Annotated in this window: 14 protein-coding genes; 8 read left to right on the plus strand and 6 right to left on the minus strand. The window is 63.2% G+C overall.

The annotated features are described in order from the left end of the window. The first annotated feature begins 26 nt into the window (after window positions 1-26). The 4 genes from ligA (at window position 27) to PQ467_RS07195 (ending at window position 3587) form a co-directional block, all read left to right on the plus strand. The gene (gene ligA / locus PQ467_RS07180) at window positions 27-467 is read left to right on the plus strand and encodes a protocatechuate 4,5-dioxygenase subunit alpha (protein ID WP_443192984.1); all 441 of its coding nucleotides are present in this window, start codon (window positions 27-29) and stop codon (window positions 465-467) included. 12 nt (window positions 468-479) lie between these two features. After that, window positions 480-1322 carry a class III extradiol dioxygenase subunit beta gene (locus PQ467_RS07185; protein ID WP_274175819.1) on the plus strand — a complete coding sequence of 281 codons (843 nt, stop codon included), beginning with the start codon at window positions 480-482 and terminating at the stop codon, window positions 1320-1322. Between the two features lie 60 nt (window positions 1323-1382). Continuing rightward, window positions 1383-2333, plus strand: a complete 951-nt coding sequence (locus PQ467_RS07190; RefSeq protein ID WP_274175820.1) for a Gfo/Idh/MocA family oxidoreductase — start codon at window positions 1383-1385, stop codon at window positions 2331-2333. A gap of 261 nt (window positions 2334-2594) precedes the next feature. Beyond that, complete coding sequence (locus PQ467_RS07195; protein WP_274175821.1) at window positions 2595-3587, plus strand: aldo/keto reductase; 993 nt, start codon at window positions 2595-2597, stop codon at window positions 3585-3587. 34 nt (window positions 3588-3621) lie between these two features. On the opposite strand, the gene PQ467_RS07200 is transcribed toward PQ467_RS07195, so the two are convergent. The 5 genes from PQ467_RS07200 to PQ467_RS07220 form a co-directional block, all read right to left on the minus strand. After that, window positions 3622-4050, minus strand: a complete 429-nt coding sequence (locus PQ467_RS07200) for a Fur family transcriptional regulator (protein WP_168603708.1) — start codon at window positions 4048-4050, stop codon at window positions 3622-3624. A gap of 111 nt (window positions 4051-4161) precedes the next feature. Then, window positions 4162-4605, minus strand: a complete 444-nt coding sequence (locus tag PQ467_RS07205) for a MucR family transcriptional regulator (protein ID WP_274175822.1) — start codon at window positions 4603-4605, stop codon at window positions 4162-4164. A gap of 174 nt (window positions 4606-4779) precedes the next feature. Next, on the minus strand, window positions 4780-5256 hold the full coding sequence (locus PQ467_RS07210; RefSeq protein WP_274175823.1) for a GNAT family N-acetyltransferase: 477 nt from the start codon (window positions 5254-5256) through the stop codon (window positions 4780-4782). 21 nt (window positions 5257-5277) lie between these two features. Then, window positions 5278-5961, minus strand: a complete 684-nt coding sequence (gene tsaB / locus PQ467_RS07215; RefSeq protein WP_274175824.1) for a tRNA (adenosine(37)-N6)-threonylcarbamoyltransferase complex dimerization subunit type 1 TsaB — start codon at window positions 5959-5961, stop codon at window positions 5278-5280. Then, window positions 5958-6533 (minus strand): NifU family protein, encoded by a 576-nt coding sequence (locus tag PQ467_RS07220; RefSeq protein ID WP_274175825.1) that lies wholly within the window; start codon window positions 6531-6533, stop codon window positions 5958-5960. Before PQ467_RS07220 ends, tsaB begins: the two co-directional genes overlap by 4 nt. A 137-nt stretch (window positions 6534-6670) precedes the next feature. Between PQ467_RS07220 and PQ467_RS07225 the strand changes: the two genes are divergently transcribed. From PQ467_RS07225 to PQ467_RS07240, 4 genes are all read left to right on the plus strand, one after another. Continuing rightward, window positions 6671-9556 carry a M16 family metallopeptidase gene (locus tag PQ467_RS07225; protein ID WP_274175826.1) on the plus strand — a complete coding sequence of 962 codons (2886 nt, stop codon included), beginning with the start codon at window positions 6671-6673 and terminating at the stop codon, window positions 9554-9556. Window positions 9557-9801: 245 nt separating this feature from the next. After that, window positions 9802-11172, plus strand: coding sequence for a class II 3-deoxy-7-phosphoheptulonate synthase (locus PQ467_RS07230; RefSeq protein ID WP_274175827.1), 1371 nt, complete (start codon window positions 9802-9804; stop codon window positions 11170-11172). Window positions 11173-11250: 78 nt separating this feature from the next. Then, window positions 11251-11763 (plus strand): DUF4337 family protein, encoded by a 513-nt coding sequence (locus PQ467_RS07235; protein ID WP_274175828.1) that lies wholly within the window; start codon window positions 11251-11253, stop codon window positions 11761-11763. Then, a complete protein-coding gene (locus tag PQ467_RS07240; protein ID WP_274175829.1) occupies window positions 11760-12392 on the plus strand; it encodes a LysE family translocator in 633 nt (210 codons plus the stop codon). Before PQ467_RS07235 ends, PQ467_RS07240 begins: the two co-directional genes overlap by 4 nt. A 215-nt stretch (window positions 12393-12607) precedes the next feature. Here the strand turns inward: PQ467_RS07240 and PQ467_RS07245 are convergent, their stop codons facing one another. Further along, window positions 12608-13585: a quinone oxidoreductase family protein gene (locus PQ467_RS07245; RefSeq protein WP_274175830.1), complete on the minus strand. Its 978-nt coding sequence runs from the start codon at window positions 13583-13585 to the stop codon at window positions 12608-12610. Between the last annotated feature and the right edge of the window lie 3 nt (window positions 13586-13588).

The following is a 13588-nucleotide window of genomic DNA, read 5'->3' on the forward strand; positions in this document are numbered from 1 at the left end:
GCGGGAACGGGTTTGGGAGAATGACGATGGCTGAGAACTCCACACAGAACATTCACGAATATCTGGCCGAATTTGAGGATATTCCCGGCACCCGCGTCTATACGGCGCAGCGTGCGCGCCGCGGCTATTGGATCAACCAGTTTGCCATGAGCATGATGAAGCCGGAAAACCGCGAGCGCTTCAAGAAGGACGAGCGCGCCTATCTGGACGAATGGGATATTTCCGAGGAAGGCAAGCAGGCCCTGCTGCGCCGTGATTACAACGCGCTGCTGGATATGGGGGGCAATGTCTATTTCCTCTCCAAGCTGTTTTCGGCCGATGGTCTGCCCTTTGCCGAGGCGGTCAGCACGATGACCGACATGACCTGGCCCGAATATCGCCAGATGATGCTGGATGGCGGCCGTTCGCCCGAAGGCAACCGCTCGATCCGCGAAAATCAGGCGGCCGCTGCCGCATCCAAGAACTGAAGGGGCAAGAAAATGGCCAAGATTACCGCCGGTGTCGGCTCCAGCCATGTGCCCTTGCTGGGCGTGGCCGTGGATCAGGGCAAGGATCGCGACGATTACTTCGGTCCGATCTTTTCAGGCTATGACTGGACCCGCGAATGGGAAAAGGAACAGAAGCCCGATGTGATCGTGCTGGTTTACAATGACCATGCCAGCTATTTCGACATGAACATCGTGCCGACCTTCGCCATCGGTTGCGCCGAGCGCTACGGCATCTGCGACGAGGGCTGGGGCCCGCGCCCGGTGCCCGATGTCGAAGGCCATCCCGATCTGGCCTGGCACATTGCCCAGTCGCTGATCCTTGATGATTTCGACATGACGATCATCAACAAGATGGACGTCGACCATGGCCTGACCGTTCCGCTCAGCATGATGTTTGACAAGCCCGCCAAGTGGCCGGTCAAGGTCATCCCGCTGGCGGTCAATGTGGTCACCTATCCGGTCCCCTCGGGCAACCGCTGCTGGGCGCTGGGCGAGGCGATCAAGAAGGCGGTGGAAAGCTTCCCCGAGGACCTCAACGTCCAGATCTGGGGCACGGGGGGCATGAGCCACCAGCTTCAGGGCCCGCGCGCGGGCCTGCTCAACCGCGAATGGGACAACCGTTTCCTCGACCTGCTGGAAAGCGACAATGACGATGTGCGCCATATCCCGCATATCGAGTATCTGCGCGAAACCGGCAGCGAAGGCATCGAAATGGTGATGTGGCTGATCATGCGCGGCGCGCTGGGCAAGAAGGTGAAAACGCTTCACCGTCATTACCATATTCCGTGCAGCAATACGGCCATCGGCCATATCGTGCTGGAACCTGCCGATTAATTCCTGATGCCGGGGCGCCTGTCCGGCGCTCCGGCCATTCCTACCACGGAGTATCCTCTCATGCGTATTGCCCTTGCCGGCGCCGGCGCCTTTGGCGAAAAGCACCTCGATGGCCTGAAGAACATCGATGGCGTCGAAATCACCTCGATCATCAGCCGCACCGGCGAACAGGCCGCCGCAGTCGCCGCCAAATATGGCGCCAAGCACAGCTCGACCGAACTGGACGACGCGCTGGCCCGTGATGACGTGGATGCGGTGATCCTTTGCACGCCCACCCAGATGCACGCCTCGCAGGCCATTGCCGCGATGAAGGCGGGCAAGCATGTTCAGGTCGAAATCCCGCTGGCCGACAGTTGGGCCGATGCGCAGGAAGTGCTCAAGGTTTCGCAGGAAACCGGCAAGACCTGCATGGTGGGGCACACGCGCCGGTTTAACCCCAGCCACCAGTATGTGCACAACAAGATCACGGCGGGCGAGTTCAACATCCAGCAGATGGATGTGCAGACCTACTTCTTCCGCCGCAGCAACATGAACGCCAAGGGCGAGCCGCGTTCGTGGACCGACCACCTGCTCTGGCATCACGCCGCGCATACGGTTGACCTCTTTGCCTATCAGGCGGGCAAGATCGTGGCCGCCAATGCCATCGAGGGGCCCTATCACCCCACGCTGGGCATCGCGATGGATATGTCGATTCAGCTCAAGGCCGAGTCGGGCGCGATCTGCACCCTCTCGCTGTCCTTCAACAATGACGGGCCGCTGGGCACCTTCTTCCGCTATATCGGCGATACCGCCACCTATATCGCGCGCTATGACGATCTGGTCGATGGCCGCGAAAACGCCATCGACGTGTCGAAGGTGGACGTGTCGATGAACGGCATCGAATTGCAGGACCGCGAATTCATCGCCGCCATCCGCGAAGGGCGCGAGCCCAATTCTTCGGTTGGCAAGGTGCTCGATTGCTATCGCGTACTGGGCGAATTGGAAGTGCAGTTGAATGCGATGAAGAAGTAAAAGGAGGGCGGGGGAGTGGTTCCTCGCGCTCCCGTTACCGTCTTCGTTGCGTTTATGGTTCGGCCTTACGTGTCGGACGCGGCGTTGAAATGTAAAAGCCTGCGGCGCTATCGAGTGTAACCTCGCCGCGCCGCAGGCTTTTATCATATCATGACATTTCCAATGCCGTCCCTTCGACAAACCCGGTAATGGGATTGCAAAGGGACGAATCCCTTTGCCCGCCGGAGGCATAAAACCCGCCATTGAATAAGGACCTCTTCAATGCCCATCACCCGCAAACTTGGTGGCAAGGATGTGAACCCCATCGGCCTTGGCTGCATGAATGTCAGCTGGGCCTATGCCGCGCCGCCGCCGCCCGAAGAGTCCGCCAAGCTGCTGAATCTGGCGCTCGACCTGGGCTATGGCCATCTCGACACGGCGCGGCTTTACGGCGGCGGCAAGAACGAGGAGCTGATCGGTGAGGCGCTGAAAGGCCGTCGCAGCGAGTTCTTTCTGGCCAGCAAGATGGGCCTGATCGCCGATGGCCAGCGCCGCTATGTCGATTGCAAGCCCGAGACGATCAAGGCCGAAGTCGAAAAGAGCCTCAAGGCGCTCCAGACCGACCATATCGACCTCTATTACATGCACCGCCGCGACTTCACCGTGCCGATCGAGGAAAGCGCGGGCGCGATGGGCGAGCTGATCCGCGAGGGCAAGATCAGCGGCTATGGCCTCTCGGAAATGAGCGCGGACACGCTGCGCAAGGCCCATGCGGCATGCCCCGTCACCGCCGTTCAGACCGAATACTCGCTTTGGACGCGCAACCCCGAACTGGGGGTGCTGCAGGCCTGCGGCGATCTGGGCGTGGCGCTGGTGGCGTTCAGCCCGCTGGCGCGCGGGGTGCTGGCCAATGGCGTGCGCGAACCGGCCGCGCTGGAGGAAAAGGATCTGCGCCGTACCCATCCACGCTTCAACGGTGAAAACTGGCCCAAGAACCTCGCGCTGGTCGATGCGTTCAACGCCATTGCCGAGCGGGAAGGGGTCTTGCCCGCGCAATTGTCGCTGGCATGGGTGCTCTCGCGCGGCGACCATGTGCATGTGATCCCCGGCACGACCAACCGCCAGCATTTGGCCGACAACATTGCCCGCGCCGATTGGCGGCCATCGGACGCCACGCTGGCTGAACTCGACGCGTTGATCAACCAGCGCACCGTTTCGGGCCCGCGCTATCCCGCCGCAATGCAGGCGACAATGGACACCGAGGAATTTGCCTGAATAGAGAAAGGGCGGGATTTGAACCCCGCCCTTTTCATTTCTTGGTTTCGCGTTCCAGCTTGACCCCGAACAGTTCCAGTCGGTGGTCCACCAGACGATAGCCGAGCCTCTCGGCAATCTGGCGCTGCAAAGCCTCCAGTTCGGGATCGACAAATTCGATCACATGGCCGGTTTCCACATCGATCAGATGGTCATGATGCGCCTCGGGCGCGGCCTCATACCGGGCGCGGCCATCGCCAAAATCGTGGCGGTCCAGAATGCCCGCTTCTTCGAACAAGCGCACCGTACGATAGACCGTGGCAATCGAAATGCCCGGATCGACCGCCGTCGCGCGCGCGTGCAACTGGTCCACATCGGGGTGATCGTCGCTCTCCGACAGCACTTTGGCGATCACACGGCGTTGCTCGGTGATGCGCAGGCCGCGCTGCTGGCAAAGGGTTTCGATGTCGATTTGCTGATGCACTGGGGGTCCGTGTCTTAGAAAAGGTTTGCCCTGCCGACTATGGAGCCGGCAGGGCAAAACTTCAACCTGCTATGCGGTGATAAACGGTGGCAAAGCCGCCGTATTACGGCCTCAGGCCGCTGCCTTGGGCTTGCGGCCGCGCTTGACGCTAGGCTTGCGGCCAAGGCCGATCGACTTGGCCAGTTCACGGCGCTTTTCGGCATAGTTGGGGGCAACCATCGGATAGTCGGCGGGCAGGTTCCAGCGCGCACGATACTGTTCCGGGGTCAGGTTATAGTGAGTCGCCAGATGGCGCTTGAGCATCTTGAGCTTCTTGCCGTCCTCGAGGCACACAATGTGATCGGGCTTCACCGAGGCGCGGATCGAAACAGCCGGTTCGGGCGGCGTTTCCACCGGAGCCGAAACCTGGCCAAGGCCGGACAGGGCATTGAAAACATTGGTGATGAGGGCGGTAACTTCCTCAACGGAGACGCTGTTGTTGCTGACATGGGCGGCAACGATGTCCGACGTCAGCGTGATGAGGGTTTCCTTGGAATCGACTTCGATCGTGCTCATGGGATGCAGCCTTCTCTTTTGCTTGTGACCCGATTGTGTGTTTTTGTTTAATTTGTTCATGCAGCTCCATCCCAGCTGCATCAGGCTCTATTGCGACGTTTTTAAAAACTATTCAAGATGCAGAATTAGAAAATTTGAACATACATTGGAATGATGTGTTTTTTTTAGGGACACTCAGTTGTTTTGTTCATCTGCGGGAAAGGTAAAGGTGACCGCGTCAATCCTATCGCCATCGGCACAGCGGTAATACTTGGGCCGCAGACCGACGGGGACAAAGCCCGATGCGCGATAAAGAATTTCGGCCTCATTGCCGCGCCGCATTTCAAGCATCACTTTGCGGACGCCTGATCTTTTCATGTCCTCTAATGTTTTGGCTAACAATCTTGCGCCAAGGCCGCGCCGCCGCCAACGGGGGGAAACGGCAAACAGCAGCAGTTCCGCCTCGTCGAAGATCTGGCGCACCAGCGCAAAGCCGGCGGCATCCTCGCCCTCCTCGGGCGCGCCACCGTGGGGCGCGATCAGCCAGTAATGGGTGTTGCCGATGGCCAGCGCGCTCTCGATCTGCATCCGGTTCCATGCTTCGCCCCAAAATGGGTCAAAGGCGGCGTCCATGACCTCCATGATGCGGTCAACGTCGTCTTTGGGCATCATGGTATGGGCAAATCCTGCGAATCAGGCGGCGGAGGTGGCGGGCAGGCGTCCGCCCGGCAGGCGGGCATCGGGCGCGCGGCCGTAAAGCGGGGTGAGGTCTTGCGAAAAATGGTCCGGGTGCAAACCGGCCACCGCGCGCGCATCGGGCCAGAGCGCCAGCGCCAGCCCATCAGGGCCGCCCGCCGCCCGCCGCCCGTTCAGCAGCGCTTCGGCCTGGCTGCCTGCGATCAGTGCTTCGCCATGAGTCATCGCGTCCTCCGGACGCTGCGAGAGCAGATCGCCCAAAGCCTGCCCCACGGCGTCAAAACCTTGCGTGAACCATTCGCCATGGCCGCCCGTTGTGGCCACGCGTACCGGACCTGTGCCGCGCCCCAGCGCCATGGCCGCAATAAGCGCCAGCGTGGGATAGCCATAAACCGGCGCCCCCCACGCGAGCCCCAGCGCCCGCGCAGCGGCAAGGCCAATGCGCAATCCGGTAAAGCTGCCCGGCCCGCGGCCCACAGCGATCGCCTCGGCCCGCCCGCGATCGGGCAGGGCTGCGATCATCGGCACCAGCGCCTCGGCATGGCCGCGCCCCAATTGCCGGTATTCGCCCGCCACCATGGCGCCATCCTGAAACAGCGCCACAGAGCAGGCCTCGGTCGTGCATTCAATCGCCAGCCAGCGCCCGATGCGCGGATCAGGCCCCGACTTGGACGTGTTCACGCTGCGCGAACCTCGCTCACCTCGGGCACATAATATTTGATCAGGCTCTCGATCCCGTTCTTCAGCGTGGCCGAGGACGAGGGGCAGCCCGAGCAGGCGCCCTGCATTTGCAGAAACACCACGCCGTCGCGGAAACCGCGATAGGCGACATCGCCGCCGTCATTGGCAACAGCGGGGCGGATGCGGGTTTCGATCAGGTCCTTGATCTGGTCGATGATGTCGGCATCTTCTTCACGGTCGCCGGGATAGTCCTCTTCGGCCGGGACGCTGATGCTCGCGGCGGTACCGGCGGCAAACAGCGGCGCCTCGGAAATGAAATGATCGAGCAGCATGGCCACGACCTGCGGCTTGAGATCGCTCCAGGCCACGCCCTGTCCGGCGGTGACCGAGATGAAGTCGCGGCCGAAGAACACGCCCGTCACGTCGCCAAGGCTGAACAGAGCAGCGGCCAGCGGCGAGGCTGCCGCTTGTTCCTCATCGATAAATTCGCGGGTTCCGGCCACCATGACCTGCCGCCCGGGCAGGAATTTGAGCGTGGCGGGATTGGGCGTGGTTTCCGTCTCGATAAACATGCGCGTCAATTTAGGAGCGTTAACCCGTATCGACAAGGGTGGAAAAGCCATTTGTCTGTCAAATGTTGCGGATTTGGCAAGGTAAAGTCATCGCTGTTCACTGGCCTTTAAGGATGAGCCTCCCTATAGCTTGGAATATGAGCCATTTCTCCCGCGCCCCCCGCCTGCTTTCGCTTGTCATCTCGCTGGCGCTGATCGGCGCCCAGACGTCCTCGGCCCGCACGGCCTCGCCACTGCCGCCCTTGCCGTCTCAGGATGCGCCCTGGCTGTATAAAGGCAGCGATGTTCCCCATGACCGCGAATGGTATTTCGGCGTGCTGGACAATGGCGTGCGCTGGGCGGTGCGCAACAATCAGGTGCCCCCCGGACAGGTCTCGATCCGCGTGCGCGTCGATGTCGGCGCGATGCATGAACAGCCGAAAGAAGCCGGGTTTGCCCATTTGATCGAACATCTGGTGTTCCGCCAGAGCCGCTATCTGCCGCAGGGCGCGGCGATTCCCACATGGCAGCGCCTTGGCGCCACTTTCGGCAGCGACACCAATGCCGAAACGACGCCGACGGCCACCACCTATAAGATCGACCTGCCCGATGCCTCGCCCGCCACGCTGGACGAGAGCATGAAGCTGATTTCGGGCATGGTCTTTGCGCCGAACCTTTCGGACAGCGATATTCGCATCGAGGCGCCGATCGTGCTGGCCGAAAAGCGCGAGAGGGGCGGCACGGCCGAACGCCTGATGATCGCCATGCGCAAGCTGATGGCCGAGGGACAGCCGCTGGCCGCGCATGTCACGGTGGGCGACGTTGAAACGATCAACGGCGCGCGCCAGAACACGTTGCGCGCCTTTCACCAGCGCTGGTATCGCCCCGAACGGGTGACAGTGATTGTGGCGGGCGATGCCGATCCGCGCCTGACCGCCGCGCTGGTGACCAAATGGTTCGGCGAATGGAAAGCGGCCGGGCCGGCCACGCCCGACCCCGATTTCGGCGCGCCCGTTACGCCCGCCGGGGCCGATCCGGCCAATCCGGTCGGCGCCGCGCAGGTGATGATCGAGCCGACCGTGCCGCGCTCGCTGATCTATGCCGTGCTGCGCCCGTGGCATGAGAAACAGGATACGGTGGTCTATAATCAGGGGCTGATGCTGGACCAACTGGCGCTGGCGATCCTCAACCGCCGGTTGGAGGCGCGCGCGCGGGCCGGGGGCAAGTTTCTCTCCGCACGTGTCGATCAGGAAAATGAATCGCGCTCGGTCGATGGCACATTCGTCACCGTTTCGCCGCTGGACGGCGATTGGCGCGGGGCGCTGGCCGAGGTGCGCGGGATCATTGCCGATATGCTCGACCGCCCGCCCAGCGTCGAGGATATCGCCCGCGAGGCGGCCGAGATGAATGTCGTGTTCGAATCGCAGGTTCAGCAGCGCGCCCTGTTGCCCGGCGGCAAATTGGCCGACGATCTGGTCCAGGCGGTCGATATTCATGAAACGGTTGCCTCGCCCGCCGTGGTGCAGGACATTTTCAAACAGTCGATGCCGCTCTTTACCCCGCAGGCGGTGCAGCAGCATGCGCGCAGCCTGTTTACCGGCAAGGTCATCCGCTCGCTCTATGTCACGCCGGACAAGAGCGAGGCCAGCGCGCAGGATCTGCGCGAGGCCTTGCTGACCAAGGCGGTGCCCGATGAACGCGCCCGCGCCGCCGAGAAGCCCATCAGCTTTGCCCAGTTGCCCGCCATCGGCGCGCCTTCGGCTCCGCCCGAAATGCGCCCGACCGGGATGCTCGACGTGCAGGAATTGACCTTTGCCAACGGGGTGAAGGCCCAGTTCTGGCCCACCAAGGATGATCCGGGCCGCGTGATCGTCAAGGTTCGCTTTGGCGCGGGGTGGCAGGCGTTCAAGCCCGCCGACAATGCCTATGCCATGCTGGGCGGGCTGGCGCTGGTCAGTTCGGGCGAGGGGCCGCTGGGTCAGGAGGAACTGGACCGCATTTCGACCGGGCGCAAGCTGGGCTTTGATTTCCGCATCGACGATGGCTCGTTCCAGTTTACCGGCGAGACGCGCGCGGAGGATCTGGAGGACCAGCTTTATCTGTTTGCCGCCAAATTCGCGATGCCGCGCTGGGATTCGGGGCCGTTGCTGCGCGCCCGCGCGGCGGGCAAGATCCAGTTTTCCTCTTATGCCGCCAGCCCGCAAGGGGTGATGGAGCGCGACCTGCGCTATCTGCAACGCGGCAATGACGGGCGCTTTGCCGTGCCCACGCCGCAGCAATTGGACAAGGTGACGCCGGAGGGCTTCCGCCACGTCTGGGCGCCGATTCTGGCGCAGGGGCCGATCGAGGTGCAGGTGTTTGGGGATTTCGACAGCGCCAAGGGGATCGAGGCGCTGCAAAAGACCTTTGGCGCGCTGGCGCCGCGCGGGCCTTTGCAACCGGCCACGACCAAGGGCTATGCCTTTGCCCAGCCCAGCGCGCAGCCCATTGTGGAAACGCATGATGGTGATGCCAATCAGGCCGCTGCCGTGGTATCCTGGCCAACGGGCGGCGGGGTTGAGGGCTTGAGCGAGAGTCGCCATCTTGAAGTGCTCAGTCAGGTGTTTGCCAACCGCCTGCTGGCGGCAATGCGTGAAAAGAGCGGCGCTTCCTATGCGCCGCAGGTGTCGGCCGACTGGCCCCTCGACCTGCCCGCCGGCGGCACGTTGACGGCCAGCGCGCAGGTGACGCCGCAGATGGTGCCGCTGTTCTTTGAAACGGTGGACCGCATCGCGGCCGATCTGGCCACGCGCAAGATCCCGGCCAGCGAACTGGCGCTGGTGACCGAGCCCTTGCGCCAGCAGGTGGCGCGCGCGTCTTCGAGCACTGCCTTTTTCATGAGCCAGATCGAGGGCGCCACGCAGGACCCGCGCCGCTATGGTCAGGTGCGCGGGCTGATGGCCGACTATGTCAATGTGAAGCCCGAGGAACTGCAGGCGCTCGCGGCGCGCTGGCTGGTCAAGGACCGCGCGTTCCGTCTGGCGATTGTGCCTGAACGTAAATAGGGCGAAATTCTGCCTGCGATGGGGGCAGTGACGCTCCCCATCGCAGGAATTTCCGTTCAATCTGATCGAAAACAGCGGCTATCCATCCGCCGCATAGACCTGTATGGGCAGCAACCTTGTCTGGGCCCCGGCAGAATCACATCTTGGGATTCATGGCATCGGGCAGGATCTGTTTCGCGGTATGTACTAAACAGTACATTTTTCGTCAAGGCCGTAACGTGATGCGGCGTGTGGAGTAAGGAAAAGTGGCAAGCAACTGGACCCCGGAAAGCTGGAAGACCCGCGAGGCGCGGCATCTTCCCGTGTATCAGGACGCCGAAGAACTCGGCCGGGTGGAGCAGACGCTGGCCAACTTTCCCCCGCTGGTTTTTGCAGGCGAGGCACGCGCGCTCAAGGCTGAACTGGCCAAGGTGTCGGCGGGCAAGGGCTTCCTGCTGCAGGGCGGCGATTGCGCGGAAAGCTTTGCCGAATTCCACCCCAACGCGATCCGCGACACGTTCCGCGTGCTGCTGCAGATGGCGGTGGTGCTGACCTTTGCCAGCAAGCAGCCGGTGGTCAAAGTGGGCCGCATCGCGGGCCAGTTCGCCAAGCCGCGCAGCGCGCCGACCGAGAAACTGGGGGATCTGGAACTGCCCAGCTATTTCGGCGACATTATCAACGGCAGCGATTTCACCCCGGAATCGCGCCGCAATGACCCGAACCGCATGCTTCAGGCCTATGGCCAGAGTGCCTCGACGCTCAACCTGCTGCGCGCCTTTGCCAGCGGCGGTTATGCCAACCTGCGTCAGGTGCACAAGTGGACGCTCGAGCATCTCGATCACAGCCCCTGGGGCGAGCGTTTCAGCGCGATGGCCGACAAGATCGGCGAGGCGCTGGACTTCATGGCGGCCTGTGGCGTCGATCCGCAAAGCGTGCCCCAGCTTCAGGGCACCAATTTCTACACCAGCCATGAGGCGCTGCTGCTGCCTTATGAGCAGGCGCTGACGCGTCAGGATTCGCTGACCGGCGAATGGTATGACTGCTCCGCGCATATGCTGTGGATCGGGGACCGCACGCGCTTCGACAATTCGGCGCATGTCGAATTCCTGCGCGGCGTGGGCAATCCGATTGGTGTCAAGTGCGGGCCTTCGCTGGCGCCCGAACTGCTGCTGCGTCTGCTGGATCAGTTGAACCCGGCACGTGAGGCCGGCCGTATCACGCTGATCGCCCGTTTCGGCCATGACAAGGTCGAGGCCCATCTGCCCGCTCTGGTGCGCGCGGTGAAGGCCGAGGGGCATCCGGTAGTGTGGTCGTCCGATCCGATGCACGGCAATGTCGTCAAGTCGGACAGCGGCTACAAGACCCGTCCGTTCGACCGCATCCTCAAGGAAGTGCGCGACTTCTTCGCCGTGCACCGCGCCGAAGGCACCCATGCGGGCGGCATCCATATCGAGATGACCGGCAAGAATGTGACCGAATGCACCGGCGGGTTGATCGATGTGACCGATGCCACGCTGGCCGATCGTTATCACACGCATTGCGATCCGCGCCTCAACGGTGCGCAGTCGATCGAGCTGGCCTTCCTGCTGGCTGAGGAATTGAACAGCGAGGCGCAGGAGCGCCGCGCGGCGGCCTGATCGGGCCAAACGGAACCAAGGGGGAGGGGGCCATAACGGCCCCCTTTCTTTTTTCCGCCACGCGGCTAAGTCACCGATATGACAGAGACGAAATCCTCTCCGCTGAGCGTTGCCTTGATCGTGCTGGCCGTGGTGCTTTCGGGCATCATCCATATCGCCATGCTCTCGGCGCAGCGGGAAAGCATTCAGGCGGCGCTGGCGGCAGCCGACGCCACCACCATGGTCGAGGCGATGAAGGCGCGTGAAACGATGCTGATCGCGCAGGCCAATCAGGGCGGGCTGGACGGCGATGTGCGTGCAGGCGCGCTGGGCGAGGCGGCGGTGCTGCGTCAGGGCAAGCTGAGCGCGCAGCCCGGCGCCCCGCGCGCACCCGGCATTGACGCCATCGCTACGCGGATCGCGGGCCTGCGGGCGCAGGCATCCTCGGCGGCGGAGCGCAGCGGTCAACTTGGTCTGGGCGAGAGCTTGCTGCTGCTGGGCATTTTGCTGCTGGCCTTGTCCCAGATCATGGCGGCGCGCCTGTTCCTGTGGCTGGGCGGTGCTCTCGGTCTTGGTGGCGTCGCGGTGGCAGTTTTGGGAGTTTTGGCATGAACCTGCATCTTTGGGGTCTCTATTGCGTTACGGTGTTCCTCATCAGCGCCTCGCCCGGCCCCAACATGCTGCATATCATGAGCCGCAGCGTTGAGCTGGGCCTGCGCGGTTCGTTTCCGGCGATGGCGGGGTGCATGAGCGCGCTGGTGGTGATGATGACGGCAAGCGCGCTGGGCCTGACCGCGTTGCTCTTTGCGCTCCCCGGCGCGTTTGAGGTGCTGCGCCTCGTTGGCACGGCCTATCTGGTTTATCTGGGCATCAAGGCATGGCGCGCGCCCGTCACCGATGCGGGCGAGGAAGCGGTCGAGTTTGCACGCCCCGGCCTGTCGCGCTGGGCGGTCTATCGCGGGGGCTTCACCATCGCCATCTCGAACCCCAAGGCGCTGCTCTTTGCCGCCGCCTTCTTGCCCCAATTCATCGACCCGGCCCAGCCCAAGGCGATCCAGCTTGGCATCCTCATCAGCACTTTCGCGGTCATCGAAACCTTCTGCTATTTCACCTATGCCGTGGGTGGGCGAGGGCTGGCCGGATGGCTGCGCCGCCCCGCCGCCCAGCGCTGGTTCAACCGCGTAACGGGGACGGTGTTTATGGGCTTTGGCGCTATGTTGTTGCGTTCGCAAAAGGCGTAAGATGGGGCCTCCGGCAGGCAAAGGGCGGGGGCCCTTTGCAATCCCGTTATGGGGTGGTGCCTGATCGGCTTTGTTACTCTTTTCAGTGAAGCGGTTTAATGGCCTGCGGCGCGGTGGCGTTGCGCAGAATTGAACCTGTTACGCAACGTGGCCAGTAACAGGGTTGCAAAGGAACAAGTCCCTTTGCCCGCCGGAGGCAATGGCGAAACCCCAAACTAAGGCAGCAACACACTCGCCCCCACCGTCTGGCGGCCTTCCAGCGCGCGGTGGGCCTCGGCGGCATCGGTCAGGGCAAAGCTCTGCCCCACCGGCACTTTAACCGCCCCGCTTTCCAGCATTTCAAACAGCCGCGCCACGCCCGCTGCGCTCTCGGCGGCGGTCGCGTAATAGTCCCACAGGCGAGGCCGCGTCACGTAGATCGAGCCTGCCGAGGCCAGCGCCCCCAGTGCCACGCCTGTTACCGGCCCGCTGGCATTGCCAAACGAGAGGATGGTGCCGCGCGGGCGGACGCTGGCCAGCGATACCGGCCAACTGGCCGCGCCCACGCCGTCGAAACTGGCCGCCACGCCCACGCCGCCGGTCACCTCGCGGACCTGCGCCGCAACATCGGGCGAGCCGGACAGCAGTACGGACTCCGCTCCCGCTTCACGCGCCATTGCCGCCTTGGCTTCGGACCCGACAACGCCGATCACCCGCACGCCCAGCGCATGGAGCCATTGCACAAGGATCTGACCCACACCACCTGCTGCTGCATGGACCAGTGCCCATTCGCCTGCTTTGAGCGCCACCGCCCTTTCAACCAGACATTCGGCCGTACAGCCCTTGAGCATGGCGGCGGCGGCCGTTTGCGCGCTGATACCGTCGGGAATGCGGAACCACCCGGCGGCGGTCGTGATCCGCGCGGTGGCATAGGCCCCCAGCGCCGGGCCAAAAGTGGCCACGCGGTCGCCCGGCTTGAAGGCGGATACATCCGGCCCCACCGCCTCGACGACGCCTGCTGCCTCGCTGCCCAGACCGGAGGGCAGGGGGCAAGGGTAAAGGCCCGAGCGATAATAAGTATCGATGAAATTCAGCCCCACCGCCTCATGCACCACGCGGATTTCGCCGGGGCCGGGTTCATGCAGGTCGACCTCGTGCCAGCGGATCACGTCGGGCCCGCCGGTCTGGGCGAAATAGGCTTGCAGCGCTTTCATCGT

The sequence above is a fragment of the Novosphingobium sp. KACC 22771 genome (assembly GCF_028736195.1).
In the GTDB taxonomy this organism is placed as follows: Bacteria; Pseudomonadota; Alphaproteobacteria; order Sphingomonadales; family Sphingomonadaceae; genus Novosphingobium.

Excerpts from the sequence above, each read along its gene's own strand:
- PQ467_RS07240 (WP_274175829.1), top strand. The coding sequence starts at position 11,760 with ATGAACCTGCATCTTTGGGGTCTCTATTGCGTTACGGTGTTCCTCATC.
- PQ467_RS07185 (WP_274175819.1), top strand. The coding sequence starts at position 480 with ATGGCCAAGATTACCGCCGGTGTCGGCTCCAGCCATGTGCCCTTGCTG.
- PQ467_RS07235 (WP_274175828.1), top strand. The coding sequence starts at position 11,251 with ATGACAGAGACGAAATCCTCTCCGCTGAGCGTTGCCTTGATCGTGCTG.
- ligA (WP_443192984.1), top strand. The coding sequence starts at position 27 with ATGGCTGAGAACTCCACACAGAACATTCACGAATATCTGGCCGAATTT.
- PQ467_RS07190 (WP_274175820.1), top strand. The coding sequence starts at position 1,383 with ATGCGTATTGCCCTTGCCGGCGCCGGCGCCTTTGGCGAAAAGCACCTC.
- PQ467_RS07210 (WP_274175823.1), bottom strand. The coding sequence starts at position 5,256 with ATGATGCCCAAAGACGACGTTGACCGCATCATGGAGGTCATGGACGCC.
- PQ467_RS07195 (WP_274175821.1), top strand. The coding sequence starts at position 2,595 with ATGCCCATCACCCGCAAACTTGGTGGCAAGGATGTGAACCCCATCGGC.
- PQ467_RS07245 (WP_274175830.1), bottom strand. The coding sequence starts at position 13,585 with ATGAAAGCGCTGCAAGCCTATTTCGCCCAGACCGGCGGGCCCGACGTG.
- PQ467_RS07225 (WP_274175826.1), top strand. The coding sequence starts at position 6,671 with ATGAGCCATTTCTCCCGCGCCCCCCGCCTGCTTTCGCTTGTCATCTCG.
- PQ467_RS07205 (WP_274175822.1), bottom strand. The coding sequence starts at position 4,605 with ATGAGCACGATCGAAGTCGATTCCAAGGAAACCCTCATCACGCTGACG.
- PQ467_RS07220 (WP_274175825.1), bottom strand. The coding sequence starts at position 6,533 with ATGTTTATCGAGACGGAAACCACGCCCAATCCCGCCACGCTCAAATTC.